This is a genomic window from Oceanicella actignis (assembly GCF_008124525.1).
GTDB classification, from domain to species: domain Bacteria; phylum Pseudomonadota; class Alphaproteobacteria; order Rhodobacterales; family Rhodobacteraceae; genus Oceanicella; species Oceanicella actignis.
The window spans coordinates 86,212-113,119 of sequence record NZ_VNHJ01000004.1 but is presented as its reverse complement, the minus strand read 5'-3'; the positions used below and the strand labels follow the sequence as shown (position 1 = coordinate 113,119).

At 74.1% G+C, this 26,908-nt stretch carries 28 protein-coding genes and 1 pseudogene; 17 read left to right on the top strand and 12 right to left on the bottom strand.

Going from position 1 to position 26,908, the window contains the following annotated elements; genetic code table 11:
• The first annotated feature begins 108 nt into the window (after positions 1-108).
• Positions 109-597 carry a peroxiredoxin gene (locus LY05_RS07620; RefSeq protein ID WP_072745651.1) on the top strand — a complete coding sequence of 163 codons (489 nt, stop codon included), beginning with the start codon at positions 109-111 and terminating at the stop codon, positions 595-597.
• A gap of 304 nt (positions 598-901) precedes the next feature.
• On the opposite strand, the pseudogene LY05_RS07615 reads toward LY05_RS07620, so the two are convergent.
• The 6 genes and pseudogenes from LY05_RS07615 to LY05_RS07590 form a co-directional block, all read right to left on the bottom strand.
• Positions 902-1,192 (bottom strand): annotated as a pseudogene (locus tag LY05_RS07615) (4a-hydroxytetrahydrobiopterin dehydratase); the annotation flags it as partial.
• The gene (locus tag LY05_RS07610; RefSeq protein ID WP_148922718.1) at positions 1,176-2,399 is read right to left on the bottom strand and encodes a GNAT family N-acetyltransferase; all 1,224 of its coding nucleotides are present in this window, start codon (positions 2,397-2,399) and stop codon (positions 1,176-1,178) included. The gene LY05_RS07610 and the pseudogene LY05_RS07615, both read right to left, overlap by 17 nt.
• Positions 2,400-2,412: 13 nt before the next feature.
• Positions 2,413-3,201 carry a glycerophosphodiester phosphodiesterase family protein gene (locus LY05_RS07605; protein WP_148922717.1) on the bottom strand — a complete coding sequence of 263 codons (789 nt, stop codon included), beginning with the start codon at positions 3,199-3,201 and terminating at the stop codon, positions 2,413-2,415.
• The gene (locus LY05_RS07600; protein ID WP_072745655.1) at positions 3,198-3,665 is read right to left on the bottom strand and encodes a RidA family protein; all 468 of its coding nucleotides are present in this window, start codon (positions 3,663-3,665) and stop codon (positions 3,198-3,200) included. The genes LY05_RS07605 and LY05_RS07600 overlap by 4 nt, the downstream gene beginning before the upstream one ends.
• Before the next feature lie 28 nt (positions 3,666-3,693).
• Positions 3,694-5,070, bottom strand: coding sequence for an HlyD family type I secretion periplasmic adaptor subunit (locus LY05_RS07595; RefSeq protein WP_148922716.1), 1,377 nt, complete (start codon positions 5,068-5,070; stop codon positions 3,694-3,696).
• Positions 5,067-7,085, bottom strand: coding sequence for a type I secretion system permease/ATPase (locus LY05_RS07590; RefSeq protein ID WP_211356297.1), 2,019 nt, complete (start codon positions 7,083-7,085; stop codon positions 5,067-5,069). The genes LY05_RS07595 and LY05_RS07590 overlap by 4 nt, the downstream gene beginning before the upstream one ends.
• Positions 7,086-7,387: 302 nt before the next feature.
• Between LY05_RS07590 and LY05_RS07585 the strand changes: the two genes are divergently transcribed.
• Positions 7,388-8,116, top strand: coding sequence for an MlaA family lipoprotein (locus LY05_RS07585; RefSeq protein ID WP_170258888.1), 729 nt, complete (start codon positions 7,388-7,390; stop codon positions 8,114-8,116).
• Between the two features lie 38 nt (positions 8,117-8,154).
• Positions 8,155-8,745, top strand: coding sequence for an MlaC/ttg2D family ABC transporter substrate-binding protein (locus tag LY05_RS07580; RefSeq protein ID WP_148922714.1), 591 nt, complete (start codon positions 8,155-8,157; stop codon positions 8,743-8,745).
• A 7-nt stretch (positions 8,746-8,752) separates the two neighbouring features.
• On the opposite strand, the gene LY05_RS07575 is transcribed toward LY05_RS07580, so the two are convergent.
• Complete coding sequence (locus LY05_RS07575) at positions 8,753-9,169, bottom strand: PaaI family thioesterase (RefSeq protein WP_170258886.1); 417 nt, start codon at positions 9,167-9,169, stop codon at positions 8,753-8,755.
• A 55-nt stretch (positions 9,170-9,224) separates the two neighbouring features.
• Here LY05_RS07575 and LY05_RS07570 point away from each other — a divergent pair, with 55 nt between their 5' ends.
• Entirely contained in the window at positions 9,225-9,644 is a 420-nt protein-coding gene (locus tag LY05_RS07570; RefSeq protein ID WP_148922712.1) for a secondary thiamine-phosphate synthase enzyme YjbQ, read from the top strand.
• Between the two features lie 2 nt (positions 9,645-9,646).
• On the opposite strand, the gene LY05_RS07565 is transcribed toward LY05_RS07570, so the two are convergent.
• Positions 9,647-10,879 carry a TIGR03862 family flavoprotein gene (locus LY05_RS07565; protein WP_148922711.1) on the bottom strand — a complete coding sequence of 411 codons (1,233 nt, stop codon included), beginning with the start codon at positions 10,877-10,879 and terminating at the stop codon, positions 9,647-9,649.
• Between the two features lie 34 nt (positions 10,880-10,913).
• On the opposite strand from LY05_RS07565, the gene LY05_RS07560 reads away from it, so the two are divergent.
• The 3 genes from LY05_RS07560 (at position 10,914) to LY05_RS07550 (ending at position 14,050) form a co-directional block, all read left to right on the top strand.
• Complete coding sequence (locus LY05_RS07560) at positions 10,914-11,732, top strand: AAA family ATPase (RefSeq protein ID WP_148922710.1); 819 nt, start codon at positions 10,914-10,916, stop codon at positions 11,730-11,732.
• Positions 11,702-12,634, top strand: coding sequence for an ATP-dependent nuclease (locus LY05_RS07555; RefSeq protein ID WP_170258884.1), 933 nt, complete (start codon positions 11,702-11,704; stop codon positions 12,632-12,634). The genes LY05_RS07560 and LY05_RS07555 overlap by 31 nt, the downstream gene beginning before the upstream one ends.
• A 189-nt stretch (positions 12,635-12,823) precedes the next feature.
• Positions 12,824-14,050: an aminopeptidase P family protein gene (locus LY05_RS07550; protein WP_148922708.1), complete on the top strand. Its 1,227-nt coding sequence runs from the start codon at positions 12,824-12,826 to the stop codon at positions 14,048-14,050.
• 38 nt (positions 14,051-14,088) lie between these two features.
• On the opposite strand, the gene pip is transcribed toward LY05_RS07550, so the two are convergent.
• Complete coding sequence (pip, locus tag LY05_RS07545; protein ID WP_148922707.1) at positions 14,089-15,054, bottom strand: prolyl aminopeptidase; 966 nt, start codon at positions 15,052-15,054, stop codon at positions 14,089-14,091.
• A 32-nt stretch (positions 15,055-15,086) separates the two neighbouring features.
• On the opposite strand from pip, the gene ubiG reads away from it, so the two are divergent.
• On the top strand, positions 15,087-15,848 hold the full coding sequence (gene ubiG, locus LY05_RS07540; protein ID WP_249041890.1) for a bifunctional 2-polyprenyl-6-hydroxyphenol methylase/3-demethylubiquinol 3-O-methyltransferase UbiG: 762 nt from the start codon (positions 15,087-15,089) through the stop codon (positions 15,846-15,848).
• A gap of 1 nt (position 15,849) precedes the next feature.
• On the opposite strand, the gene LY05_RS07535 is transcribed toward ubiG, so the two are convergent.
• The 3 genes from LY05_RS07535 to LY05_RS07525 all read right to left on the bottom strand — a co-directional run bounded on the left by LY05_RS07535 (position 15,850) and on the right by LY05_RS07525 (position 18,093).
• On the bottom strand, positions 15,850-16,734 hold the full coding sequence (locus LY05_RS07535) for a carbon-nitrogen hydrolase family protein (RefSeq protein ID WP_249041889.1): 885 nt from the start codon (positions 16,732-16,734) through the stop codon (positions 15,850-15,852).
• A gap of 4 nt (positions 16,735-16,738) precedes the next feature.
• Positions 16,739-16,999, bottom strand: a complete 261-nt coding sequence (gene grxC / locus LY05_RS07530; RefSeq protein WP_148922706.1) for a glutaredoxin 3 — start codon at positions 16,997-16,999, stop codon at positions 16,739-16,741.
• Positions 17,000-17,193: 194 nt separating this feature from the next.
• Positions 17,194-18,093 carry a ComF family protein gene (locus LY05_RS07525; protein WP_148922705.1) on the bottom strand — a complete coding sequence of 300 codons (900 nt, stop codon included), beginning with the start codon at positions 18,091-18,093 and terminating at the stop codon, positions 17,194-17,196.
• 113 nt (positions 18,094-18,206) lie between these two features.
• On the opposite strand from LY05_RS07525, the gene LY05_RS07520 reads away from it, so the two are divergent.
• The 9 genes from LY05_RS07520 (at position 18,207) to lpxK (ending at position 26,786) form a co-directional block, all read left to right on the top strand.
• Complete coding sequence (locus LY05_RS07520) at positions 18,207-19,136, top strand: class I SAM-dependent methyltransferase (RefSeq protein ID WP_148922704.1); 930 nt, start codon at positions 18,207-18,209, stop codon at positions 19,134-19,136.
• 305 nt (positions 19,137-19,441) lie between these two features.
• Positions 19,442-20,518, top strand: coding sequence for a ferrochelatase (gene hemH, locus LY05_RS07515; RefSeq protein ID WP_249041888.1), 1,077 nt, complete (start codon positions 19,442-19,444; stop codon positions 20,516-20,518).
• 191 nt (positions 20,519-20,709) lie between these two features.
• Positions 20,710-21,117 carry an MAPEG family protein gene (locus tag LY05_RS07510; protein ID WP_148922702.1) on the top strand — a complete coding sequence of 136 codons (408 nt, stop codon included), beginning with the start codon at positions 20,710-20,712 and terminating at the stop codon, positions 21,115-21,117.
• Positions 21,118-21,125: 8 nt separating this feature from the next.
• Entirely contained in the window at positions 21,126-22,487 is a 1,362-nt protein-coding gene (locus LY05_RS07505) for a TldD/PmbA family protein (RefSeq protein ID WP_148922701.1), read from the top strand.
• Complete coding sequence (locus tag LY05_RS07500) at positions 22,474-23,325, top strand: inositol monophosphatase family protein (protein WP_249041887.1); 852 nt, start codon at positions 22,474-22,476, stop codon at positions 23,323-23,325. The genes LY05_RS07505 and LY05_RS07500 overlap by 14 nt, the downstream gene beginning before the upstream one ends.
• A 71-nt stretch (positions 23,326-23,396) precedes the next feature.
• Positions 23,397-23,639: a DUF4170 domain-containing protein gene (locus LY05_RS07495; RefSeq protein WP_072745671.1), complete on the top strand. Its 243-nt coding sequence runs from the start codon at positions 23,397-23,399 to the stop codon at positions 23,637-23,639.
• A gap of 5 nt (positions 23,640-23,644) precedes the next feature.
• Positions 23,645-24,472 (top strand): lysophospholipid acyltransferase family protein, encoded by an 828-nt coding sequence (locus tag LY05_RS07490; protein ID WP_148922700.1) that lies wholly within the window; start codon positions 23,645-23,647, stop codon positions 24,470-24,472.
• Positions 24,469-25,779, top strand: coding sequence for a 3-deoxy-D-manno-octulosonic acid transferase (locus LY05_RS07485; RefSeq protein ID WP_148922699.1), 1,311 nt, complete (start codon positions 24,469-24,471; stop codon positions 25,777-25,779). Before LY05_RS07490 ends, LY05_RS07485 begins: the two co-directional genes overlap by 4 nt.
• On the top strand, positions 25,779-26,786 hold the full coding sequence (lpxK, locus tag LY05_RS07480) for a tetraacyldisaccharide 4'-kinase (RefSeq protein WP_148922813.1): 1,008 nt from the start codon (positions 25,779-25,781) through the stop codon (positions 26,784-26,786). The genes LY05_RS07485 and lpxK overlap by 1 nt, the downstream gene beginning before the upstream one ends.
• The last annotated feature ends 122 nt before the right edge of the window (positions 26,787-26,908 follow it).

Genomic DNA, 26,908 nt, shown 5'->3' with positions numbered 1-26,908 from the left:
GGGCCGATAGGCGGCGCGGGCCGCACCTTGTCGTTGCCTCTGGCGCCGCGCGCGCGGGCCGCTATGTTGATGCGCGGACAATCCATGTCGCAGCGAGAGGAACCCGTCATGACCATCGAACCCGGCCAGCGCCTGCCCGAGGCGCGTTTTCTGGAGCTTGGCCCCGAGGGCCCCGTCGAGGTCCCGTCCGAGGCGCTGTTCAAGGGGCGCCGCGTGGCCGTCTTCGCCGTGCCCGGCGCCTTCACGCCGACCTGCTCGAACGCCCATCTGCCCAGCTTCGTCAAGGCCGCCGGAGAGCTGAGCGAGAAGGGCGTGGACGAGATCGTCTGCATCGCCTCGAACGACCCGTTCGTGATGCGCGCCTGGGGCGAGGCGACGGGCGCGCTCGAGGCCGGCATCCGCATGCTGACCGATCCCGACGGCGCCTTCGTGCGCGCGCTCGGGCTCGACTTCTCGGCTCCGCCGGCGGGGCTCTTCAACCGCGCCAAGCGCTTCTCGATGCTGGTCGAGGATGGCGAGCTCAAGGTCCTCAACGTCGAGGACAACCCCGGTCAGGCCGTGTGCTCGACCGGCGAGGTGCTGGTGGACATGATCTGATCCGCCCCGGCCGGACGCGGCCGCGCGCCGCCTCCGGCCCTTGCGGGCGCGGCCGGGGCGGCGATGGCCCATGCGCATCCTGCCCGGCGGCGCGCGGCGCGGCCTTGCCCGCGCAACAGCCGCGCCGCCTGTCGCGCCTTCATCGCGCCCGAACCCATATTGGCCGCGGCGGCGTGCGCGCCGGCCGCGCGCCGCGCCCGCCTCAGCCCGGCGCGCCGCCCTTGCCGCGCGCGGCGCGGGCGCGGGCCGAGCACAGATCCTCGACCGGCTCCGAGTGGTCCACATGCACGCGCGCGTCGGGGCCGGCCAGCGCGTCCATGCGCCGCGCCAGGCGCAGGTCCAGCTCGCTCAGCCCGCCGCAGTCATGGGTCGAGAGCGTCACGTCCACGACGTTGTAGACATTCGTCCATTCGGGATGGTGGTTCAGCTTCTCGGCCCACAGCGCCGCGCGGGTCATGAAGCCCCACGCCTCGACGAAGCTCTTGAACTCCCAGATCTTGCGGATGGCGTCGCGGCCCGGAACCGCGCGCCAGCCCGCGCGGCCCAGCTCGGGCAGCGCCGCGGCGCGCGCGTCGTCGTCAAGCGGAGCTGTCATCGCGGTCCTCCTGCGATTCGGCGCCGGGGGCGTCCTTGCGGTAAGGGGCGCGCGCCCCCGCCCAGGCGATTTCGCGCGCCACCGCCGCGCGCTCGGCGGCCAGGTAGTCGTCGAGCGCGGCGCGAAAGCCCGGATCGGCGACCCAGTGGGCCGACCAGGTGGGCCGGGGCTCGTAGCCGCGCGCCAGCTTGTGCTCGCCCTGGGCGCCGGCCTCGACGCGCGACAGGCCCATCTCGATCGCCGCCTCGACGGCCTGATGATAGCACAGTTCGAAATGCAGGAAGGGGCGGCGCTCGAGGCAGCCCCACCAGCGGCCGAACAGCGCCTCGCGGCCGATGAAGTTGAGCGCCCCCGCGATCGGGCGCCCCTCGCGCTCGGCCAGAATCAGCAGGATGTCGTCGCGCAGATGCGCGTGCGCCTCTTCGAAGAAGGCGCGCGTCAGATAGGGCCGGCCCCATTTGCGCGCGCCCGTGTCCTGGTAGAAGCGCCAGAAGGCGTCCCAGTGCTCGGGGCGGATGTCCTCGCCCGTCAGGCGGCGGATGCGCAGGCCCTCGGCGCCCTCGCGCCGCTCGCGCCGGATCTGCTTGCGCTTGCGCGAGGACAGGGCGGCCAGAAAGTCGTCGAAGCCGCCATAGCCGCGGTTGAACCAGTGGAACTGCTCGCCCATGCGCGGCAACATGCCCAGCCCCTCGGCCAGGCGCGCCTCGTCCTCGGTGCAGAAGGTGACGTGCAGCGAGGACAGCCCCGCGCGCTCGGCGACGCGCGCCGCCGCGCGCAGCAGGGCGGGCGCCGCCTCGGGCGGGGCGTGCGCGCCGGTCAGCAGCCGCCGCCCGCCGACCGGGGTGAAGGGCACGGCCGATTGCAGCTTGGGGTAATAGCGCCCGCCCGCGCGCTCATAGGCGTCTGCCCAGGCATGATCGAACACATATTCGCCGAAGCTGTGCGACTTGACGTAAAGCGGCATCACGGCCAGCGGCGGCGCATCGTCCCGCCCGGCCGGGCGCAGGGTCAGATGGGCGGGCGTCCAGCCCGTGCCTGGCCCGACCGAGCCGCTGTCCTCGAGCGCCTTGAGAAAGCGGTGCGTGACGAAGGGATCGGCCGGCCGGCCGCCCGCCGCCGCCTCGGCGCAGGCGTCCCATTCGCGGGCGGGCAGGGCGCCGACGCCCTCGAGAAGCGTTGCGACGAAGCCCTCGCCCGGCGCGTTCATGGGCGCGCCGCCCTCAGGCGCCTGGCCGCGCGGCGGGGGCGGGGCGCCGGGCCGCGTAGCCCTCGAAGGTGACGTTGTCGGCGTGCTGACGCGCGCGGTCGTCCTCTTCTTGCGAGCGGGTGGTCCAGCACAGCACCGGCACGCCCCGCGCGCGCAGCGCCGCGCAGGCGGGCGAGGGGAAGTCGCGCGCGCCGAACGAGACGAAATCGGGCCCGAGCGCGTCGAAATCCTCGAGCCGCGACAGCCGTCCGCGCTCGTCCTCGCTCAGCGAGGCCAGCGCCTCGGCGTCGCCATAGCCATACGAGACGATGCCCCGCGCCCATTGCGGCGCGTTGTCGCGAAACCACGCCACGACGCGCGGATCGAAGGACATCACCGCCACCGGCCCGCGCGCGCGCGGCAAGAGCTCGGCCACGCGGCGCTCGAGCGGGCCGACGCCGACGTCGATGTGCTGGCGCTTGATCTCGATGAGCAGCGGGGTGTCGACCAGCTCCATCAGCTCGGCCAGGGTGGGAATGGTTTCCGTCCCGCCCATCAGGGTCATGCGCCCCAGCTCGGCCGCGCTGCGCGCGCGCACCGGCCCTGCATGGCCGGGAACGAGGCGGTCGAGGCAGTCGTCGTGGAACACCATCGCCTCGCCGTCGGACGAGATCTGCACGTCGGTCTCGACGCCGTAGCCTGCCGCGCAGGCGGCGCGGGCGGCGGCGCGCGAGTTCTCGGGCGCGCGCGCGGGGTCGTTCAGGTCATGCAGCCCGCGATGGGCGATGGGCACGCCCAGGAAGTCGGGATGAAGGCGGGTCATCGGATCTCGAACACTCCCTCGACCTCGACCGCCACGCCCAGCGGCAGCGAGGGCACGCCCACCGCGGCGCGGGCATGCGCGCCGATCTCGGGGCCGAAGACCTCGGCCATCAGGTCCGAGGCGCCGTTCATGACGATCGGGTGGTTCTCGAAATCGGGGGCGGCGTTGACGTAGCCGGTCAGCTTGACCACGCGCGTCACGCGGTCGAGATCGCCGCCGCAGGCGGTCTTGAGCTGCGCCAGAAGGTTCAGCGCGCAGGCCCGCGCGGCGCGCATGCCCGCGTCGATCTCCATGTTCGCGCCCAGCTTGCCCAGGATCAGGCGGTCGCCCTCCTTGGCGATCTGGCCCGAGACGAAGACCAGATCGCCGCTGCGCACCCAGGGCACGTAATTGGCCGCGGGGGCGGGGGCGGCCGGCAGTTCGATCCCCAGTTCGGCGAGCCGCGCCTCGATGCGTCCGGTCATGGCCTCTCCTCTCTCTCTCGTTGCGCCTTCAGCCCTCGCGCAGGGCGCGGGCGAAATAGTCGGTCAGCGGTTTGGTCAGATAGCTCAGCGGCGATCTTTCCGTCGTCTTTATATAGGCTTCGGCGGGCATTCCGGGAACCAGCTTCAGCCCGCCGAGCTTGGCCTCCTCGCCCTCGTCCATCTGCAGCGTGACCACATACCACGAGCGCCCCGTCGCCTGATCGACGAAGGCGTCGGGCGAGACGCGCAGCACATGCCCCTCGATCTGCGGCGTGGTGCGCGAGGAAAAGGCCGGAAAGCGCAGCGTGGCCGGCTGGCCGGGGTGGATCTGGTCCACGTCGGCCGGGTTCACCTGCGCCTCGATCAGCAGCCGCGCATCGGTGGGCACAATGTAAAGGATCGGGTCGCCCGGGCGCACCACCGCGCGCACCGCGTGCACGGCCATCGAGTGGATGACGCCGCCGATGGGCGCGCGCACCTCCATCCGCTCGAGCCGCTCGTTCAGCGAGGCCAGCCGCTCGCGCAGCTGGTTGGCCTGATACTGGATGTCGCGGGCCTGGGCGATGGCGTCCTCGCGCCGCTGCGCCTCGAGCTCGAGGATCTGGATCTCGATCTCGGCGGCGCGTCCGCGCGCCTCGGCGATGGCGGCGGCCAGTTCGCCGACCTGGCCCTGCAGCCGCGCCTCTTCGCGCTGCAGCGCCAGCAGGCGGCCCAGCTGCGCAAGGCCCTGCTCATACAGCTTGCGCTGGCCCTCGAGCTCCTGCTCGACCAGCGCCAGCTGCCGGCGCAGGGCGTCGGCCTGGGCCTGGGCGCCGGCGATCTGCTCGTCGATCTGGGCGCGGCGCTCGCGCAGCTGCTTGATCTTCTCGCGCAGGGTTCGGCGGCGCGCCTCGAACAGCTGGCGCTGGCCCTCGACGATGGCGCGCGCCTTGGGGTTGACGGCGGCCGCTTCGAGCAGCTCGGGATCGAACGAGATCTCTTCGGCGTCGTCGCGCTCGGCCTGCAGGCGCGCGCGGCGGGCCAGAAGCTCCCAATACTGGCCTTCGAGCGCGGCCTTCTCGTTGCGCATGAGCGTGTCGTCGAAGCGCAGGAGCGGCTGCCCCGCCTCGACCCGGTCGCCCTCCTGCACGAGGATCTCCTTGACGATGCCGCCGTCCAGGTGCTGGACGACCTGCTGGCGCGTCTCGACCACGACCCGGCCCGGCGCGACGACCGCGCCGGCGATGTTGCTCAGCGCCGCCCACGAGCCGAAGCCCCCGACCAGAAGCGCCAGCCCGACGAGCCCCGTCAGCACGGCGCGCCGGGCGGGAAAGCGGCGGGCGGGATCGTCGTCGGGCGCGGGGGCGGGCTTGCGGGTCGCGGGTTCGGCGGGGCGGGCGCGCCCGCGGGCGGCCTGGGCGGTCATGGGCGTTCTCCCTTCGCGCCGGGCCAGGCCTTGGCCGCCGGGCCGCCGAGCCCGGGATCGGACGCGGGATCGGACGCGGGATCAGATGGCGGGCGCGGGGCGCGGCCGGCGGCGGAGCCGGGCGCAGAGACGGGCCGGCTCGCGGGCGCCGCCGAGGGCAAAGTTGCGCCCGCCGGGGCGGAGGCGGGGGCCGAACCCGGCGCCGCGCCCCGCGCCGATGCCGCCGCCGATGCCGGGGCCGACGCCGGGGCCGATGCCGGGGCCGAACCGGGCGCGGCGGCCGCGGGCGGGCGGGCCGCCGCGGCGCCGGGGACGACCTGCGCGTGATTGAGAACATGCTGGCGCAGCACCTCGTCGCGCGGGCCGAAGGCGCGGCGCACGCCGTTCTCCATCATCAGGATCAGGTCGCAATGCTGGATGGCCGCGGGGCGATGCGCCATGACGATCACCGCCTTGCCGCGCGCCTTGGCCTCGACGATGGCGCGGTTGAGCGCCTCGGACCCCTCGGCGTCGAGATTCGAGTTCGGCTCGTCCAGGATCAGCACCGCCGGGTCGCCGTAAAGCGCGCGCGCCAGCGCGATGCGCTGGCGCTGGCCGCCCGACAGCCGCGCGCCGCCGGCGCTGACCTGGGTGTCGTAGCCCTGGGGCAGGTTCAGGATCATCTCGTGCGCGCCGGCGCGCTTGGCCGCCTCGACCACCTTGGCGTCGTCGGGCCGGTCGGACATGCGGGCGATGTTCTCGGCCACCGTGCCGTCGAACAGCGCCACCTCCTGCGGCAGATACCCCACATGGCGCGCCAGATCCTCGTCCGAATACTGATCGAGCGCCGCCCCGTCGAGCCGCACCGTCCCCGAGGCTGGCTTCCACACCCCCGCGATGGCCTTGGCCAGCGTGGACTTGCCCGAGGCCGAGGGGCCGATCACGCCCATCGCCTGACCCGGCTCGATGCGGAACGAGATCATGCGGATGGTCGCCTGGCTTTCGCCCGGCGCAAGAACCGTCAGGTGCTGCGCCTCGAGGATCGAGCGCGGATCGGGCAGGCGCGTGCGCGGCGGCTCGGGCGGGCTGCGGTCGAGCAGCTCGGACAGCGAGCGCCAGCCCTGCACCGCCCGCTGCAGCAGCGGCCACTGCCCGATCGCCTGCTCGATGGGCGCCAGCGCGCGCCCCATCAGGATCGAGGCGGCGATCATCATGCCGGGCGACACGTCGCCGCGGATCGCCAGATAGGCGCCCAGCCCCAGCATCAGCGACTGCAGGAAGAAGCGCAGCGTCTTCGACGCGGTCGAGAACCAGCCCGTGCGGTCCGAGGCCGCGATCGCGCTTTCCAGCGCCAGCCCGCGCACCTGCGCCCAGCGGTCGAGGATCGCGCGCCGCATGCCCAGACCCAGCACCGTCTCGCCGTCGCGCCGGGCCGCCTCGGTTAGCGCCTCGGCCTCGGCGCCGGCCATGGCGGCGCGCTGCTGCAGCTCGCGCGACAGGCGCTGGTTCAGCCAGGTCAGCGTGACCAGCAGCGCCCCGCCCGTCAGCGCCAGCGCGCCCAGCATCCAGTGGAACGAGAAGATCGCCAGCAGGAACACCGGCGTCCAGGGCATGTCGAAAATGGCGAAGGGCGCCGGACCCGACAGCAGCTTCTGCACCGCCTCGAGGTCGCGCAGCCCCGTGGCCGGGCGCGCGCGCTCGGCCGGCGAGACGGCGCGGCGCAGGATCGCGTCGAACACCCGCCGGTCCAGCCGCGCCTGAAAGCGCGCCCCTGCCCGCGCCAGCACCCGCGCGCGCGCATGGTCCAGAACGCCCATCATCAGGAACAGGAAGCTCATGATCGCCACCAGCGCCAGCAGCGTCGCCTCCGAACGGCTGGCCAGCACCCGGTCGTAGACCTGGAGCATGAAGATGGGACCGGTCAGCATCAGAAGGTTGACGAAGACGCTGAACAGGGCGACCGAAAGGAACAGCCGCCGGCCCTCGGCCAGCGCCGTGCGCAGCTCGTCCCGTCCCGGGCTTGGCTTGGCGGTCATGGAACCTCGTATGCCGGCGCGGCGTTAACCGCGCGTTTCGATCATGCGCCGATCCTGAGGCCCTGGGCGCCCGGCGGGGCGAGTCGGCAGGGCGAGTCGGCAGGGCGAGTCGGGGCGCGGCGGATCGCGCCGCTGCGTCCAGTCATACCAGCCCCGCGCCACGGCTGCGAGGCGATTGCGCGGCGCCGGCGCAACATCGGGGGGCGGGATGGCCGCGCGCGCGGCGGGGCCGATTGCGCCGGGCAGGCGCTTGCTCTAATCGGTCGGGACCGCCGGCCGCAGAAGCGAAGGGATGTTTTGCCGTGAAGCCGCTTTTCAGATCCGTTCTCGTCGCCTCCGCCCTTGCGCTGTCGGGCTGCGCCGCATCGAACGCCCCCGACGCCTTCGCCGCGGACCCGTATGAGGGCGCGAACCGCGCGGTCCACGGCTTCAACAAGGGCGTGGACACGGTGGCGCTGCGGCCCGCGGCCGTGGTCTACGACGTCGCCGCGCCGGCGCTGGTCAAGCACCTGGTGGGCAACGCGCTGGACACGCTGGCGCTGCCGGGGCGCTTCTTCAACCGCGTGCTGCAGGGCGACGTCGACGCGGCGCTGACGGCGGCGGGGCGGCTGACGGTGAACCTGATCATGGGCCTTGGCGTGCTCGACCCCGCGACCGAGATGGGCCTGCCCAGCGAGCCGACCGATTTCGGCGTCACCCTGGCGCGCATGGGCGTCGAGGAAGGCCCCTATCTGGAGCTGCCGCTTCTGGGCCCGAGCACCGCGCGCGACGCCGTCGGCCTGGTGGGCGACGTGCTGCTCAACCCGCTGACCTACGCCGCCTCGGGCACGCTGGCGGGCGATTACGGCTATCTGCGCGCGCCGGTCGCGGCGGTGCATGGGCGCGCCGGCGCCATGGCCGCCATCGACCAGGCGCTCTACGAATCCGAGGACAGCTACATCGCCGTCCGCAGCGCCTATCTGCAGCGCCGCCGCCGCCAGATCGAAGGCGGCGCCTCGGCCGAGTCGCTGCCCGACATCTACGGCCAGTGACCGGCGCGCATGCGCGACGAAAGAACGAGGTTTTCGAGATGATCAAGATCGGCCGCCGCGGTTTCCTGGCCCTGTCGGGCGCGCTCCTGCTGGCGCGGCCGGCGGCGGCGCTCGACGTCGGCGCGGCGCGCGGCTTCGTCGCCGATGTCGTCGGGCGCATCCAGGCGCTGGTCGATTCGGGCCGCCCGCCGGCCGAGCAGGCCGCCGAGTTCCGCCGCATCCTGACCGAGGTCGCCGACGTCGAGGCCATCGCCCGCTTCGTCGCCGGCCGCCCCTGGCGCGAGATGAGCGACGCCCAGCGCGCCGCCTTCCGCGAAGCCTTCCTCGACTACGTGTCGCGCCTCTATGCGAACATCATGGCCGACTACAAGGGCGAGCGGATCGAGATCGTCGACGCGCGCGATTTCGGCAAGAAGGGCGTGCTGGTCGTCGGCCGCATCCTGCGCCCCGCGGGCGACGGCTCGCAGGTCGAGTTCCTGGTCTCGGATCGCGGCGGCGATGGGCTCAAGGTGGTGGACATGGTGGTCGAAGGGGTGTCCATGCTCCAGACCCAGCGGCAGGAGCTGGCCGCCATGCTCGAGAAGCGCGGCGGCGACGTGGACCGGCTGATCGCCGACCTGCGCGGCTGAGCGGCGCTCAGCCCTTGCGCGGCGACAGGTATTTCCACACGCCCGAGGCGCGCAGCGTCTGACGGCCGCCGGCGTAAAGCTCGCACTCCATGAACGCCAGCTCATGCGTGGCGCGCACCAGCCGCGCGGCGCCCAGAAGGCGCTGCCCCTTCTTGGCCGCGGCGATGAAATGCGCGTCCATCTGGATGGTGGTGCAGGGGCGGTTGCCGCCCGCCGCATAGGCGCCCGAGCCCATGCCGATGTCGGCCAGCGTCAGCGACACGCCGCCATGGCAGACGCCGCCGATGTTGATGTGGTGCGCCTCGATGTCGAGAAAGAATCGCCACTCCGAGTCCGAGACGCGGGCGAAGGAAACGGGGCCGACATGGGCGTTGAAGCCGTGTCCGTGTATGGTGCGCCAGGGAAGGTTGGGGTCGAATTCCATGTCGGATTCCATTCGGGCCTCGCGTTTGGTTGAAAAAACGGAATAGCATTTCGCAATGAGGCAGGCGACAGGAATGATCGTCCGGCGCACGCCGGGCCCCGGTCTGTTCGACATCACCCCCGAGGCGCGCACCTGGGCCGAAGAGCGCGCGCGCGGCGCCGACGGGCTGCTGACGCTGTTCTGCCGCCACAGCTCGGCCTCGCTGACGGTGCAGGAGAACGCCGATCCCGACGTGCGCCGCGATCTTGAGGACGCCTTCGCGCGCCTGGCGCCGCGCGGCGCGGGCTATCGTCATGCCATGGAGGGGCCCGACGACATGCCCGCCCATCTGCGCGCGGTCCTGTCGGGCGTGAACGTCGCCGTGCCGCTGATCGGCGGCAGGCTGGCGCTGGGAACCTGGCAGGCGATCTATCTGTGGGAGCATCGCGACCGGCCGCACCGGCGCGAGGTCGCGCTGCATCTGCTCTGGGGCTGATCTCAGCCGCCCGCGCGCATCGCGCGCGCCGCCGCCAGCCCCGCGGCGCGCCCCGTGGCCAGGCAGGCGGTCAGCAGATAGCCGCCCGTCGGCGCCTCCCAGTCCAGCATCTCGCCCGCGAAGCGAAGGCGGGGCAGGGCGCGCGCCGCAAGGTCCCGGTCCAGCGCGTCGAAGCGCAGCCCGCCGGCGGTCGAGATCGCCTCTTCGATCGGGCGCGGCGCGGTGACGGGCAGGGGCAGGCGCTTGAGCGCCGCGGCCAGCGCGGCCGGATCGGTCCGCGCCCGGCGCGGCGCCAGCTCGCGCGCCAGGGCGGCGCGCACGGGGTCGAGCCGCGCGCGCTTGCGCAGCCGGTTGGCCAGCGACTCGCCGTGCGGCGCGCGCGCCAGCGCCCGCGCCAGATCGGCCTCGTTCCGGTCGGGGACCAGATCCAGCGTCAACGCCGCCGGCCCGCGCGCCAGCGCCTCGCGCAGCGCCGCCGACAGGGCGTAGACGGCGCCGCCCTCGATGCCGTGGCGGGTGACGACGAATTCGCCGCGCACGCGCAGCGCGTCCAGTTGCAGCGCCGCGCCCTTGACCGGCGCGCCGGCGAAACGCGCGCGCATGGTTTCGGACCAGGGCGCGTCGAAGCCCATGTTGGCCGGCTTGAGCGGCGCGATCTCCAGCCCCAGCGCGCCAAGCGGCGCGGTCCACGCGCCGTCCGATCCCAGGCGCGGCCAGCTGGCGCCGCCCAGCGCCATCACCGTTTGCGCCGCGCGGATGGCGCGCGGCCCCTCGGGGGCGTCGAACAGCGCCGTCCCGTCGGGCGCGAAGCCGGTCCAGCGCCAGCGCGCGCGCAGATCCGCCCCCGCCCCCGCCAGGCGCCGCAGCCAAGCCCGCAGCAGCGGCGAGGCCTTCATCTCGCGCGGGAACACGCGCCCGGACGAGCCGACGAAGGTCTCGACCCCCAGTCCGCGCGCCCATTCGCGCACCTCGTTCGGGCCGAAGGCGTCGAGCGCCCGGGCCAGCGCCTCGGGCATCGGGCCGAAGGCGGCGCGAAAGCGCTCGGGCGGCTCGGCCTTGGTCAGGTTGAGCCCGGACTTGCCGGCCATCAGCAGCTTGCGCCCGAATGAGGGCTTGGCCTCGGCCACGATCACGCGCAGCCCGGCGGCGGCGATCGCCTCGGCCGCCATGAGCCCGGCGGGTCCGCCGCCGATGACGAGGGCCTGGGTTGTCTCGACGTCTTTTTCCTGCAGCATGACGGTCGTTTAGCGTTTTTGGGCGGTGGCCGAAATGATCAAGGCGATTGAGATCGCGAATTTCCAGCGCCTCGAGGGGCCGGTCCGGATCGAGCTTGGCCGGGTCACGGTGCTGGTTGGCGCGAACGGTTCGGGCAAGTCTTCGGTGCTCAAGGCGGTGCATTGGGCGACCCGGTGCGCCTGGTTGGCGAGCGGCGCCAAGCCGGGCCGGGTGACGCTGGAGCAAATGGACTATGTCCCGTCGCGCGAATTTCACGCCCTTGCCCATCGCCAGCGCCTGCAGGCGAAAGCGCGCCGTGGAAACCCCAAGAAGCCGGTCGTCGTGGCGTTCGAGGATGCGAACGGCCAAAGGACGACGATCGAGGTGAGCGCCGTCAGCAACGAGGCGGGCTTCAGCGCGCCCGCGGACGGGCCCTTGGCCGACGCGCTCACCGCCGAGCAACCGGCCACGGCCTACATTCCGGGCCTTGCCGGGCTGGCCGAGCAAGAGACGATTCTTGCGGAGCCGATCCTGCGGCGCAAGGCCGCCTCGGGCGAAGGCGGCTCGGTCCTTCGCCAGCTCTTGCTCAAGCTGGCGGCCGGGGACAAGGGCGACACGGGCGCCAAGGAACAGGAGCCCGGCGACCTTGCCGAATGGGTTGGCAAGGTCATTCCCGGGGTGACGTTCTGGGTGAAGTTCGATCGCCGCCGCGACGCGGTCGTCGAGGCGTGGTTCCTGACGCCGGACATGCTCATCGTCTCGGGCGGCAACAATACGTCCCAACGTCGGCCGCTGGAGATGGCCGGGACGGGCCTTTTGCAGGTCACGCAGATCTTCGCTATTTGCTCCACTTCAAGCCGACGCTGCTGCTGATCGACGAGCCCGACGCGCATTTGCACCCCTCGGCGCAAGAGCGCCTGATGCGCGCGCTCGAGGAAGCGGCCGAGGGGTTTCCCCAAACGCAGATCATCCTGACAACCCATGCGCCGCGCATGGTGCGCGCGGCGGGCCCTGACACGAGGGTCGTCTGGATGGAGGACGGCAAGGTGCGCGACACGGGCGCGTCAGTGGCCGAGCGGATGGGTTGGGGCGCGCTCGACAAGGACGTGATCCTTTTCACCGAGGACGAGAACGCGGCGATGCTGCAGGCGCTGCTCGAGCAATGGCCCGAATGGTCGCGCCGCGTGGCCATCTGGCCCTGCTTCGGCGCCGGCGGGCTGCCGGATGGTCGCAAGCTGGCGAAGTTCCGCGAACGGCACAAGATCGGGACGCTGGTGCACAGGGACCGGGACTTCATGTCCAAAGCCGACGTGGCGAGTTTGCGGGAGAAGAAGGAATGGCGCGAGGAGGACCTCTGGGTCACCCCCGGCTCCGACATCGAGGATTGCTTTCACGACCCCGAGCACATCGCGCGCGCGCTGGACATTCCCTTGGCGCTGGCCAAACGCGCCCTGGGCGATGCGATCGCCGCCCTCGACGAGAACGAAAGCCGGAATGAGTTCGAGGACGCCTATCGCGCGGCGGTGAAGTCGATCCCTTCGGGCGACCGCGTGGCTGCGGGCGCGCGATACGACGAACTTGGCAGGCACGCTCGCGCGACCATCAAGGGAAAGACGCTCAAGACGGCGCTTTGGAAGTCGCTTGTGAAAATCCTCAGGCAAGAGGGGCTGGCCGATCGTCTGGGCCGCAAGCAGCGCCTTTGTCGCGGCGATCGCGCGCGGCCCCTTGCGCCTTGCCTGAAGGAAGCGCTCGAGCGGGCGGCGCGCGCCGTCTGACCCGGCGTCGCCTTTGCGCCGCTCGGCGTCGCGCGCGGGCGGCCGGGGCGGGTGGCGCGGCGCCAAAATGCGGGCCGAGCGCACGGCGATGGCGTCGCCGGGGGGCGCGGCCCCTGCTCGTCTTCGTCCTGAACGCCCGGATGCCTTTCGCCGGGCGCCGGTCGCCCGGCAGATGCGGGAGATCGGAACATGACCGAAACCAAAGCCGACGAGCGGCCCGAATTCTTCACCTTCCGCAACGGCCCCAAGGCCCCCTTGCCCTTCGCGCCCGAGGAATACGCGGCGCGGCTGGCGGGGCTGCGCGCGATCATGGCGCGGCGGGGGATCGACGCGGCGGTGCTGACCTCGATGCATTGCGTGGCCTATTACTCGGGCTTTCTCTACTGCGCGTTCGGCCGGCCCTATGCCTGCGTGGTGACGCAGGAGGCGGCGACGACCGTTTCGGCCAACATCGACGGCGGCCAGCCCTGGCGGCGCTCGGCCTGCGACAATCTCGTCTACACCGACTGGAAGCGCGACAATTTCTGGCGCGCCGTGCGCGCGCTGGTCCCCGCGGGCGGGCGGATCGGGATCGAGGGCGATCACCTGACGCTGCAGCAGTCGGCCAAGCTGGCCGAGTTCCTGGGCGCGCCCGAGACGGCCGACATCGCCCCCGACGCCATGCGCCAGCGCATGGTCAAGTCGCCGGCCGAGATCGCCCTGATCCGCGAGGGCGCGCGCATCGCCGATCTGGGCGGCGAGGCGATGCGCGGCGCGATCCGCGAGGGCGCGCGCGAGATCGACGTGGCCATGGCCGGGCGCGACGCGATGGAGCTGGAGATCGCCCGCGCCTTCCCCGAGTCCGAGCTGCGCGACACCTGGGTGTGGTTCCAGTCCGGGCTCAACACCGACGGCGCGCACAACCCGGTCACGACGCGGGCGCTGCGGCGGGGCGACATCCTCAGCCTCAACGCCTTTCCGATGATCAACGGCTACTACACCGCGCTCGAGCGCACGCTGTTCCTGGGGGCGCCGGACGCGGCCTCGCTGAAGATCTGGGAGGCCAATGTGGGCGCGCACGAGCTGGGGCTGAGCCTGATCCGCCCCGGCGCGGTCTGTTCCGAGATCTGCGCGCGGATCAACGACTTCTTCGCCGAGCGCGGGCTGTTGCAATGGCGCTCGTTCGGCTACGGGCATTCCTTCGGCGTGCTCTCGCACTACTACGGGCGCGAGGCGGGGCTGGAGCTGCGCGAGGACGTGGACACCGTTCTTGCGCCCGGCATGGTCGTGTCGATGGAGCCGATGCTGACGATCCCCGAGGGCCGGCCCGGCGCCGGCGGCTATCGCGAGCATGACATCCTGATCGTGACCGAGACGGGGGCCGAGAACATCACCCGCTTTCCCTACGGGCCCGAGGCGAACGTGATCGACGCCTGAGCCCCGCGCGGCCCCGGCGGGGCCGCGCCGCGGCGCGCTCAGCGGGTTTCGAGCTCGTCCATGATGCGCACCAGCATCCCCGCGATGCCCGGCTCGGACAGGGCATGGCCGGCGTCGGGGACCATGTGCAGCCGCGACTCGGGCCAGGCGCGGTTCAGCGCCCAGGCCGAGACCGGCGGGCAGATCAGGTCGTAGCGCCCCTGCACGATATGGCCCGGAATGCCCCGCAGCCGCCCCGCGTCGCGCAGGATCTGGCCGTCCTCCTCCAGCCAGCCGCCATGCGCGAAGTAGTGCGCCTCGATGCGGCTGAAGGCGCGCGCATAGGCGCCGTCGGGCGCGCCGCCGCCCCCGCGCAGGGTGGCGCAGGCGGCCTCCCAGCCGGCCCACAGGCGCGCATGGGCCGTCTGGACGTCCGTGTCGGGATCGGTCAGGCGGCGGTAATAGGCCGCGATCAGGTCGCCGCGCTCGTCCTCGGGTATGGCCTCGACGAAGCGCGACCACGCCTCGGGGCGGAACAGCCCCGCGCCGCCGCCATAGAACCAGTCGAGCTCGCGCCGCGTCATCAGGAACACGCCGCGCAGCACCAGCGCGGCCACGCGCTCGGGGTGGGCCTGGGCGTAGAGCAGCGCCAGCGTCGCGCCCCAGCTGCCGCCGAACACCGTCCAGCGCTCGATGCCCAGCGCCTCGCGGATGCGCTCGATGTCGGCGACCAGGTCCCAGGTCGTGTTCGCCTCGAGGCTGGCATGGGGGCGCGAGCGCCCGCAGCCGCGCTGATCGAACAGCACCGCGCGCCAGCGGCGCGGGTCGAAGAAGCTGCGCATGGCCGGGCTGCACCCGCCGCCCGGGCCGCCATGCAGCACCACCACGGGCTCGCCCAGCGGGGCGCCGCATTCCTCGACATACAGGTCATGCCCTCCGGGAACCTGCAGCCGCATGGTGCGGAAGGGTTCGATGGGCGGATGAAGGGGGCGCCGGGCGCGCGGGTCGTTGTCGCTTTCTCGCATCGTGGGATTATGTCATAGGCTGCGCATCCAACATGTCCAGAGGCAACCGCATGACCGTCAACACCGTGGATCCGGCCGAGGTGGCGAAATTCGAGGCCATGGCGGCCGAATGGTGGGACCCCAACGGCAAGTTCAAGCCGCTGCACATGCTCAACCCCTGCCGGCTCGACTATGCCGTGGCGCAGATCGCGGCCCAGCACGGGCGCGATCCCGACGCCCCACGTCCCTTCGAGGGGTTGCGCATTCTCGACATCGGCTGCGGCGGCGGGCTCCTGTCCGAGCCGATGGCCCGGCTGGGCGCGCAGGTGGTGGGCGCCGACGCGGCCGAGCGCAACATCCCCGTCGCGCGCCTGCACGCCCGGCGCATGGGGCTCGAGATCGACTACCGCCACACCACGGCCGAGGCCCTGGCCGAGGCGGGCGAGCGCTTCGACGCCATCCTCAACATGGAGGTGGTCGAGCATGTGCCCGATCCGCAGGCCTATCTGGACGCCTGCGCGACGCTGCTGCGGCCCGGCGGGGTGATGATCTGCTCGACCATCAACCGCAATCCCAAGAGCTTCCTGTTCGCCATCATCGGCGCCGAGCATGTCATGCGCTGGCTGCCGCGCGGCACGCATGAGTGGTCGCGCTTCATCACGCCCGACGAGCTGGCCGCGCATCTGGCGCGCGCGGGGCTGCGGCTGGTCGATCGGAAGGGATTCGTGTTCGATCCGCTGCGCTGGTCGTGGTCGATCTCGGCGCGCGATCTGTCGGTGAACTACGTCACCGCCTCGGTCAAGCCGACGGCCTGACTCAGCCCTCGGGCGGCGCGAAGGGGCGCGCATTGGCCAGCGCGGGCACGCGCGCGCGCGCCTCGTCGCAGGCGCGCGGGTCCAGATCCGCCAGAATCATGCCCGGCGCCGCGCCGGCGTCGGCCAGCACCTCGCCCCACGGGCTCACGGCCAGCGAATGGCCATAGGTCGCGCGCGCGCGACCCTCGCGCGCGGGGTGGGTTCCGGTCTGGGCCGGGGCCAGGACGAAGCATCCGGTCTCGATGGCGCGCGCGCGCAAGAGCACATGCCAATGCGCGCGGCCCGTGGGCACGGTGAAGGCGGCGGGCGAGGTCAGAACCCACGCCCCGGCCTCGGCCAGCGCGCGGTGCAGGGCGGGAAAGCGGACGTCGTAGCAGATGGTCAGCCCCATGCGCCCCCAGGGGGTGTCGGCGGCGACGGCGCGCGCGCCGGGCCGGAACGCGGCCGATTCGCGATAGCGCGCGCCGTCTTCGCCGCCGGGCTCGGCGTCGAACATGTGGATCTTGTCGTAGCGCGCGCGCAGCTCGCCCGCCGCGTCGATCATCAGCGCGCGGTTGACGAACATGTCGGGCGCGTCCTCGGCGCGCAGCAGGGCCGAGCCGACCAGGATCCAGATGCCCAGCTCGGCCGCCAGCTCGCGCATTCCGGCGACGAAGGGGTCCTCGGCCTCGGGGCGCAGCACGCGCCGCTGCAAGGCGCGCGAGAAGGTGATCAGGTTCGAGGCTTCGGGCGTCAGCGCCATCTGCGCGCCCTCGGCGGCGGCGCGGCGGATGAGCGCGCGCGCCGCGTCGAGGTTCTCGGCCGGATCGTCGGACGAGGTCATCTGAACCAGCGCCGCGCGCAGCGGCCGCGGGGGCGGGGCCATGCGCAGGGGCGCGGGGGGCATCGGCTCAGGCCGCGCTCAGCAGCGCGTCGAGCTTGCCCGCGCGCTCGAGCGCGTAAAGATCGTCGCACCCGCCCACATGGCGCCCGTCGATGAAGATCTGCGGCACGGTGCGCCGGCCGCCCGAGCGCTGGATCATCTCGGCGCGAAGGCCGGGCTCGCGCATCACGTCGTATTCGACGAAGGGCACGCCCTTGCGCGAAAGCAGCGCCTTGGCGCGCGCGCAATAACCGCAGATGGGGGTGGCGTAGATCTCGACCTTGTTCACGCTTCTCGTCCTTTCGCCCGGCCATGCGCGAACCCGCCGCGCGCGCAGCCCTGAGGCAATATATGCCGCCCCGGCGCGGGCGCAACGCCGGGCGATCGCCCGAGGCGGCGATTCGCGGGCCGCCCGCTCCGCGAAGCGCGCCCGACGTCCCCCCCGACGTCCCCCCGACGTCCCGCAGCCGCGGCCCGGCGCCTTCAGGGAGCGTCGTCCTCGGCGAAGGGCTCGGGCACGGCGCGGGCCAGCGCCAGGGCGAAGACCTCGGCCGCGCCCGCTTCGCGCAGCGCGTCGGCGCAGGCCGAAAGGGTGGCGCCGGTCGTGATCACGTCGTCCACCACCAGCACCCGCCGGCCGGCCACGCGCGCGCGCAAGGCCGGGCGCACGCGGATCGCGCCCGCGAGGTTGGCGCGGCGCTCGTCGCGGCTCAGGCCCTTCTGGCTGGGCGTGGCGCGCACCCGCTCGAGCAGGTCGGGAACGAGGTCGTCCTTGCGATCGGCCAGCCGCGCCACCTCGCGCGCCAGCGTCGCCGCCTGGTTGGCGCGGCGGGCGAAAAGCCGCCGCCAGTGCAGCGGCGTCGGCGCGATCAGATCGGCCGAGTCGATCAGCGGGCGGCCGATGCGCCGCATCCACAGCGCCGCCGGCCGCGCCACGTCCAGCCGGTCGCCATGCTTGAGCGCCAGCGTCAGGCGCCGGCCGATCCCCTCATAGACCAGCGCGGCGCGCGCGCGCGCGAAGCTGGGGGCCTGGTGCAGGCAGGCGTCGCAGATGTCGGCGTCCTCGTGCCCCAGCGTCGGCGCGCCGCAGCGGTCGCATACGGGCTCGGCGACGAAGGTCGTCTCGCGCCAGCAGGCGGGGCACAGGCCGTGCGGGGTCTCGACCTCGGCGTGGCAGTTGATGCACAGCGGCGGGAACAGCGCCTCGGTCAGCCAGCGCGCGGCGCGGCGCAGCGGCGTCGGGGGGCGTTCGTCCCGGTGCGGGCGATGGGGGGCGCGCGATGGCGCCGCCGCGGCGGAGCGGGGCGGGCGGGCGGCCGGTTGCGCAAGCGGGTCCGGGGCCGCCGCGCGCGCGGCGATGATGGATGGAGCCGTCGACGTCATGCGCTCTCCTTCCCCTCGCCGCCCGGGGGCACTATACCCTCGTCGCGCGCCGCTGTCGCGCGCGATGTGCGCCGCGACGCGGGCGCAGGCAAGGGCGCGAAGGAGGGCGGCGCATGACCCACGAACCCCCGCTTCTGTTCGACCGCGCGCTGCTGATGGCGCGGCGCGCGCGCGTCGGCGCGCCCGGCGCGGCCGACTTTCTGCACGCCGAGGCCGCCGCCGGCGCGGCCGAGCGCCTGATTCCCATCGCCCGCGCGTTTCCCCGCGCGGCGCTGGTCTGGCCCGGCGCGCCGGCGTGGCGGCGCGCGCTCGAGGCCGCGCCCTCGGTCGGGCGCATCGACGAGGTCCCGCTGCGCGCGGACGAGACGCTGGACCTGCCCGAAGGGGCCTATGATCTGGCGGTGTGCGGGCTGACGCTGCACTGGGCGAACGACCCCGTGGGGGCGCTGATCCAGATGCGCCGCGCGCTGCGCCCCGACGGGCTGATGATCGCCTGCCTTCTGGGCGGGGCGACGCTGCACGAGCTGCGCGCCGCGCTGGCCGAGGCCGAGGCCGCGGAGGAGGGCGGGCTGAGCCCGCGCGTCGCCCCCATGGCCGAGATCCGCGACCTTGGCGGGCTGCTGCAGCGCGCGGGCTTCGCCATGCCCGTGGCCGACGGCGACCGCATTCAGGCCACCTATGCCGATCCGCTGGCCCTGATGCGCGAGCTGCGCGCCATGGGCGAGACCAACGTGATGACCGCGCGCCGGCGCCGCTTCCTGCGCCGCGCGACGCTGGCGCGGGCGTGCGAGATCTATGCGCGTCACTTTCCCGCCCCCGGCGGGCGCGTGCGCGCCACCTTCGAGATCATCACCCTGACCGGCTGGGCGCCCGGACCGGGCCAGCCGAAGCCAAGGCGCCCCGGTTCGGCCACGGCGCGGCTCGCCGACGCGCTGGGCGTGCCCGAGCTGCCGGCCGGCGAGAAGGCGCCGCCCGCGCCCGCCGCGCCGCCGTCGACCGACGGCCCCGGCGACAAGGATGGCGGCCAGGGCGGCCGAAGCTGACGGCGCATCCGCCCGGTCGGCGGCGACGCGGACGCAAGGCGGCAGGCGGCAGGCCACGTCCGCCCGCGTCGCTGCGGCGCGCCCGCCCCGGGGCCTGCGCCGCCCGAGCCGCCCCTGCGCCGCGCCGGCGCCGCGCCGCATCCCTTCGCGCCCGGCCCCGGCCGAACGGCGCCCCCCCCCCGCGCCTGCGGCATCCGGCCCGCCCGCCGGCATCGGCCTTTGATCGCGGCGCGCCGCGGGCTAACTAAGCGCCAGCCCGCGGCGCGTTCGCGCGATCATGCATGCCAATTCAGACGGAGACCCGTATGCCCGACGCCAGCCCGATCCTCGACCGCCCCGGACAGGGGCGCCTGGCCCACGCGCCCGCCGATCACCCGCCCGTGCCGCGCGCGCGCATCGGGGTCATGCTGGCCAATCTCGGCACCCCCGACGCCACCGACTACTGGTCCATGCGGCGCTATCTGAACGAGTTCCTCTCGGACCGGCGCGTCATCGACTATCCGCGCTGGTTCTGGCAGCCGCTGCTGCAGCTGGTGATCCTGACCAAGCGGCCCTTCACCTCGGGCGCGGCCTATCGCAGCATCTGGAACGTCGAGCGCGACGAAAGCCCGCTGCTGACCGTCACCCGCGCCCAGACCGAGGCGCTGGCCGAGCGGCTGACCCGCGATCTGGGCGAGCGCGTGGCGGTCGATTTCTGCATGCGCTACGGCAACCCCTCGACGCGCGAGCGCGTGCGCGCCATGGCCGAGGCAGGGTGCGAGCGCATCCTGTTCGTGCCGCTCTATCCGCAATACGCCGGCGCGACCACGGCCACGGCCAACGACGCCTTCTTCGCCGCGCTGGCCGAGCTTGACCGCCAGCCGGCCGCGCGCACCGCGCCGGCCTATTTCGACCACCCGGCCTATATCGACGCGCTGGCCGCCTCGGTCGAGCGCGCCTACGCGGCTATGGAACGGCGTCCGGACGTGCTGGTGGCCTCGTATCACGGCCTGCCCAAGCGCTACCTGACCGAGAAGGGCGACCCCTATCACTGCCAGTGCGTCAAGACCTCGCGCCTGTTGCGCGAGCGGCTCGGCTTCGCGCCCGACGAGGTGGTCACCGCCTTCCAGTCGCGCTTCGGCTCGGAGGAATGGCTTCAGCCCTACACGGTCGAAGAGGTGGCGCGCCTGGCGCGGGCGGGCAAGCGGCGCATCGCGGTCATCGCGCCGGCCTTCGCCGCCGATTGCGTCGAGACGCTCGAGGAGATCAACGAGGAGATCCGCGAGGCGTTCCTCGAAGCCGGCGGCGAGTCGTTCGACTACATCCCCTGCCTGAACGACGACCCGGCGCATATCGACGCGCTCGAGCAGATCGTGCGGCGCGAGCTGGCGGGCTGGATCTGAGGGGCCGGCCCGGCCCGGACCGGGCATGGGCGACGATGCCGGACCTGCCCCCCGAGCGGTTGCCGCGCGGGTCATGCGGGGCCCTCGGCCGGTCGCGCGGCCCATTTGACGCGCCCGCCCGCGCCGCTAGGGTGGAGCGGGCCGAATCCCCGCGCCCCCGCGGCGCGGTTCCCCATCGAGCGGAGAGCACCATGACCGACCCCACCCCCGTCGCGGCCGTCGCCCTTTATGCCGGGCTCAACGGCCTGATCCTGGCATGGATGGTCATCGCCATCGTGCGGCTGCGCGTGCGCCTTGGCGTGTATTTCGGCGATGGCGGCCACGCGATCCTGGCGCGGGCCATGCGCGGGCAGGCCAATTTCATCGAGTTCACGCCCATGTGCCTGATCCTTCTGCTGATGATGGCCATGCTGGGCGCGCCGCTCTGGGTGCTGCACCTGTTCGGCGCGACGCTGACGCTCGGGCGTCTGCTGCACGCCATGCACTTCATGGCCGCCGACGCTCCGGCCTGGCAGCGCAGCGTGGGCGCGACGCTGAGCCTGGCGGTTCTGGTCCTGGGCGCGCTGGGCGTCGCGGGGCACGCGCTGGCGGCGATGTGAGGCGGGCCATGACGGATTTCGACCGAGCGATCGACCCCGCCGCCGTCGCGCGCGCGCTTCTGGACGAGGCGCGCCGCGCCGGCGCGGCCGAGGCCGACGCCGTGGTGGCGGCCGGGGTCAGCCTGTCGGCGGATGTGCGCGGCGGCGCGCTCGAGCACGCCGAAAGCGCCGAGGGGGTGGATGTGGGGCTGCGCGTCATCCTGAACGGGCGCCAGGCCTGCGTCTCGGCCTCGGACGCGTCGGCGCGCACGCTGCGCGCGCTGGCCGAGCGCGCGGTGGCCATGGCGCGCGTCGCGCCCGAAGACCCCTGGTGCGGTCTGGCCGCGCCCGAGCAGCTGGCGCGCGACGTGGACGCCTCGGCGCTCGAGCTCGAGGACCCCGCGCCGCCCCCCGCGCCGGCCGAGCTCGAGGAGCTGGCCCGCGCCGCCGAGGCGGGCGCGCTCTCGGTCAAGGGCGTGAGCCAGGTCGAGGGCGCGGGCGCCGCCTGGGGGCGCAGCGTGTTCCACCTGGCCGCGACCAACGGTTTCGAGGGCGGCTATGCGCGCACCACCTCGTCGATCCATGTCTCGGCCATCGCCGGCGAGGGGCTGGGCATGGAGCGCGACCACGCCGCCGAAAGCCGCCGCCGGCGCGACGCGCTGCCCGACCCGGCCGAGATCGGCCGCCTTGCCGGCGCGCGCGCCGTGGCGCGTCTGGGCGCGCGCAAGCCGCCCTCGGGGCCCGTGCGCGCGGTGTTCGAGCGGCGCGTGGCGGCGACGCTGATCGGCCACCTGACCGCGGCGGCCAACGGCGCGGCCGTGGCGCGCGGCGCCAGCTGGCTCCGCGATCGTCTGGGCGAGGCGGTGCTGCCCGAGGGCTTCGACCTGATCGAAGAGCCCCGGCGCAAGCGCGGCCCCGCCTCGCGCCCCTTCGACGCCGAGGGTCTGCCCACCGCCGAGCGCGCCATCGTGCGCGGCGGCGTCCTGCAGGGCTGGACGCTGGACCTGGCCAGCGCGCGCCAGCTGGGCATGGCCCCCACCGGCAACGCCCAGCGCGGCGCGGGCTCGCCCCCGCATCCCGGCGTCGGCAACCTGCGCCTGCGCGCGCCGGCGGTCAGCTTCGACTCCCTTCTGCGCGAGCTTGACCGGGGCGTGCTGGTGACCGGGCTCATGGGCGCCTCGATCAACCCGACCACGGGCGATTACAGCCGCGGCGCCTGGGGGTTCTGGGTCGAGGACGGGCGCATCGTCCATCCGGTCGGCGAGATGACCCTGGCCGGTTCGCTGCCGCAGATGCTGCGCACGCTGCGCGCGGCCGACGACGCGGACGAGCACCGCGCCTTCGTCGTGCCCAGCCTGCTGGTCGAGGGGCTGACCCTTGCCGGAAGCTGAGCGCCCCGCGCCCGGCCCGCGGGGCGGCGACGCGCCCGCGCCGCCGGCGCAGGACTGGCGCGCGGCCGATCTGCGCCTTCTCGAGGACGCCGCGCGCGAGGCCGGGCGCCTGGCCATGCGGCGCTTTGGCGGCGCGCTCGACAGCTGGGACAAGGGCGGCGGGCAGGGGCCGGTCTCGGAGGCCGATCTCGAGATCGACCGCATGCTGCGCGCCGAGCTGCGCGCCGCGCGCCCCGATTACGGGTGGCTGAGCGAAGAAACCGAGGACGACCCCGCGCGCCTTGACGCCGAGCGGGTCTTCGTCGTCGATCCCATCGACGGCACGCGCGCCTTCATCGCCGGACAGCCGACCTTCGCCCATTCGCTGGCGGTGGTCGAGGGCGGGCGCCCCCAGGTCGGGGTCGTGTTCCTGCCGGCCAAGGAGCGCATGTTCGCCGCGCGCGCCGGCGCCGGATCGACGCTGAACGGCGCGCGCCTGACCCATGGCGGGCGCGAGACGCTCGAGGGCGCGGCGGCGCTGACCGGCGCGGCGCAGCTGGCGCCCGAGCTGTGGCCGGGCGGCCCGCCGCCGGTGCGCCGGCATTTTCGCTCGTCGCTGGCCTATCGGCTGTGCCTGGTGGGCAGCGGCCGCTTTGACGCCATGATCACCCTGCGCGACGCGTGGGAGTGGGACGTGGCGGCGGGCGAGCTGATCGCCGCCGAGGCGGGCGCGGTGGTGACCGACGCGCGCGGCGCGCCCACGCGCTACAACGGGCCGCGCGCGCGCCTGCCCGGAATGATCGCCGCCGCTCCGGCGCTGCATCCGCAGATCATGGCGCGGCTGCGGCGCGCGGATTGACGCGCGCCGCCCCGCCGGTCTAGGGCTGCGCGCAGAACGCGCCATGGGCGCCTGAACGATCGGAGCCGGACATGACCCAGAGACTGCACCTCGTCTTCGGCGGCGAGCTTGTCGATCCGCAGAGCACCAGGTTCAAGGATGTGAGCAAGATCGACGTGGTCGGCATCTTCCCCAACTACGCCGCGGCCTACGACGCCTGGAAGGAGGCCGCCCAGCGCACCGTCGACGACGCGCACACGCGCTATTTCATCGCCCATCTTCACCGCCTGCGCGACGAAGAGACCGAGGCCAGCCCCACCGAAGAGCTCGGCTGAGCCCGATGGCCGCGCCCCTGCGGGCCATAAGGCGCAACGCCTTCGCGCGCGAGCTGGCGGCGCGGCTGGGCGCGTGGCTGATCCGCGCGCTCGACCGCACGGTGCGCTGGCGCGTCGAGGGCGAAAGCGTGCGCGCCGCGCTGCGCTCGGGGCGGGGCAGGTGGCTTCTGGCGGCGCCGCATGGGCGGCTCTTGATGGCGCCGGCGGAAAAGACGCCGGGGCTGCGCGTGGCGGCGATGATCTCGGCCAACCGCGACGGCGAGATCATCGCCGCCGTGGTGCGCCGCTTCGGGGTCGAGGCGGTGCGCGGCTCGAGCTTCGATCCGCGCAAGGTGCACAAGGATCGCGGCGGACGCAAGGCGCTGGCCGAGGCCGGCGCGATGTTGGCGGCCGAGGAGGACCTGCTGATGGTCCTGACCCCCGACGGGCCGCGCGGCCCGCGCCTGCGGCCCAAGGCCGGGCTGTCGGTGCTGGCCGCGCGCACGGGCGCGCCGGTGGCGGTGTGCGCCTATTCGGCGCGCCCGGCGCTGGTGCTGGGCAGCTGGGACCGCTTCATGATTCCCTTGCCCTTCGCGCGCGGCGCCAAGGTCTACGGTCCCGTCATCCCGCCGCCCGACGGCGCCGAGCCCGCCGCCATCGAGGCGCACCGCCTGCAGGTCGAACGCGCGATGATCGAGGCGGTGCGCCGCGCCGACGCGCTGGTCGGGCGCGCGCCGCTCGAACCCGGGCCGCCGCTGGGGCAGGCGCGCGCCGGCATCGACCGTGACGACCCGGCCCCGCTCGCCGGTCGGGCCGGACCCGCGCGCGCCGCCGCGCCGGATTCCGACGCATGAGCGCGCGCGCGCCCTTCAGCCCCGCGCTTGCGCTTTACCTCGGCGCGGCGCGGCTGGCCGAGGGGCCGGCGCGGTTGCTGCTGGCGCGGCGCGCGGCGCGGGGCAAGGAAGACCCCGCGCGGCTGGCCGAGCGGCTGGGCCATGCCTCGCGCCCGCGCCCCGACGGGCCCCTGGTCTGGATCCATGCCGCCAGCGTGGGCGAGTCGCTGTCCGCCCTGCCGCTGATCGAGGCGCTGGGCGCGGCGCGCGGCGATCTGCGTTTTCTCGTCACCACGGGCACGCGCGCCTCGGCCGAGCTGATGGCCGTGCGCCTGGGCCCGCGGGCGCTGCACCAGTACGCGCCGCTCGACGCGCGGCCCGCGGCGCGGCGCTTCGTGGCCCATTGGCGGCCCGATCTGTGCGTGTGGCTTGAAAGCGAGCTGTGGCCGGCGCTGATCGTCGAGGCCGCCGCGTCGGGCGCGCCCCTGGCGCTGGCCGGAGGGCGGATGTCGGCGCGCTCGGCCGCGCGCTGGCGGCGGCTGGCCCCGGGCATGGCGCGCGCGCTGCTCGGCCGCTTCGCCGTCGTGGCGGCCCAGGACGAGGACGTAGCCGCGCGCCTTGCGGCCCTTGGGGCGCGCGAGGTGCAGGCGACGGGCTCGCTCAAGGCCGGAGCGCCGCCCCCGCCCGATCTGCCCGAGGCGCGGGCGGCGCTGGCGGCGCTGGGGCGGCCGCTGTGGCTGGCGGCCTCGACCCATCCGGGCGAAGAGGCGATGGTCGGCGCGGCGCATCGCGTCGCCGCGGCGCGGGTTCCGGGGCTGTTGACGCTGATGGCGCCGCGCCATCCCGCGCGCGCGCAGGAGATCGTCGATGAGCTGCGCGCCCAGGGGCTGACGGTCACGCGCCGCGCGCTGGGCGAGGCGCCGACGGGCGACGTGCACCTGCTCGACACGCTGGGCGAGATGGGCGCCTGGTTGCGGGTCGCGCCGGTCGCCTTCGTCGGCGGCTCGCTGGCGCCGGTGGGCGGCCACAACCCGCACGAGCCGGCCGCGCTGGACGTGGCCATCCTGCACGGGCCGCATGTCGGGAATTTCCGCGCCGAATACGAGGCGCTCCGGGTCGCGGGCGGCGCCGTGCGCGTGGACGACGCCGAGGCGCTGGGGCGCGAGGCGGCGGCGCTGCTGCGCGACCCCGACCGCCGGCTGGCGCTGACGCGCGCCGCGCGCGCGGCGCTTGACGGCGGCGCGCGGGCCGTGGCGCGCACCGCGGCGCTGCTGACGCCGCTGCTGCCCGCGCCGGCGTCGCCCCAGGCGGAAAGGGGCGGGACATGATGCGCGCGCCCCGGTTCTGGTTCCGCCCGCCCCAGGCGCCGGGCCTTGCCGCGCGGCTGCTGGCCCCGCTTGGCGCGGCCTACGCGGCGGCCACGCGGGCGCGGCTGGCGCGCGGGCAGGGCTGGCGCGCGCCGGTTCCCGTGATCTGCCTGGGCAATCTGACGGCGGGCGGCGCGGGCAAGACCCCCGCCGCGATCCACGCGCTCGAGCGGCTGGCCGAGATGGGCGTGCGCGCCCATGTCGTCACGCGCGGCCATGGCGGAACGGCGCGCGGCCCGCATCTGGTGGACCTGGCGCGCGACGACGCGGCGCTGACCGGCGACGAGGCCCTGCTGCTGGCCGCCTTCGCGCCGGTGTGGGTGGCGCGCGACCGGGCGGCGGGGGCGCGCGCGGCCGTCGCCGCGGGGGCCGAGGCGCTGGTTCTGGACGACGGCTTCCAGAACCCGGCCCTGGTCAAGGACCTGTCCATCCTGGCGGTGGACGCCGAGACCGGCCTTGGCAACGGGCGCCCCATTCCCGCCGGCCCCTTGCGCGAGCGTCCGGCCGAGGGCATGGCCCGCGCCGACGCCGTGCTGCTGATCGGCCCGCCCGAGGCGCGCGCCGCCGCCCCCGCGCGATGGCCCGTTCTGCGCGCGCGGCCCATCCTGAACGCCGAGCTGCGCGCCCGTCCCATAGGCATCGACTGGCGCGGGCGGCGCGTGGTCGCCTTCGCGGGGATCGGCCGGCCCGAGAAGTTCTTCGACACGCTGCGCGCGCTCGGCGCCGAGCTGGTCGGCGCGCACGCCTTTCCCGACCACGCGCCCTACGCGCCGCGCATCCTGCGCCGCCTGCAGGCCGAGGCCGCGCAGGCCGACGCGCAGCTGGTCACCACCGAGAAGGACGCCGTGCGCCTGCCGCCCGCCTTTCGCGGCATGGCCATGCCGCTTCCCGTCGCGCTGGTTCCCGAGGATCAGGCCGCCTTCGACGCCCTTCTGCGCCGCGCGCTTGAGGGCGCGGGCGGCCGCTGACCGCGCGCCGGGCGGATTTCGGGGCACATCGGCTCATCGGGCGGCGCAAGGGGGCGCTTGCGGGCGCGTGGCCCCTTGGCGGCGCTTGCCGCACCCCGCCTGGGGCCGTGCGGCGCTTGCCG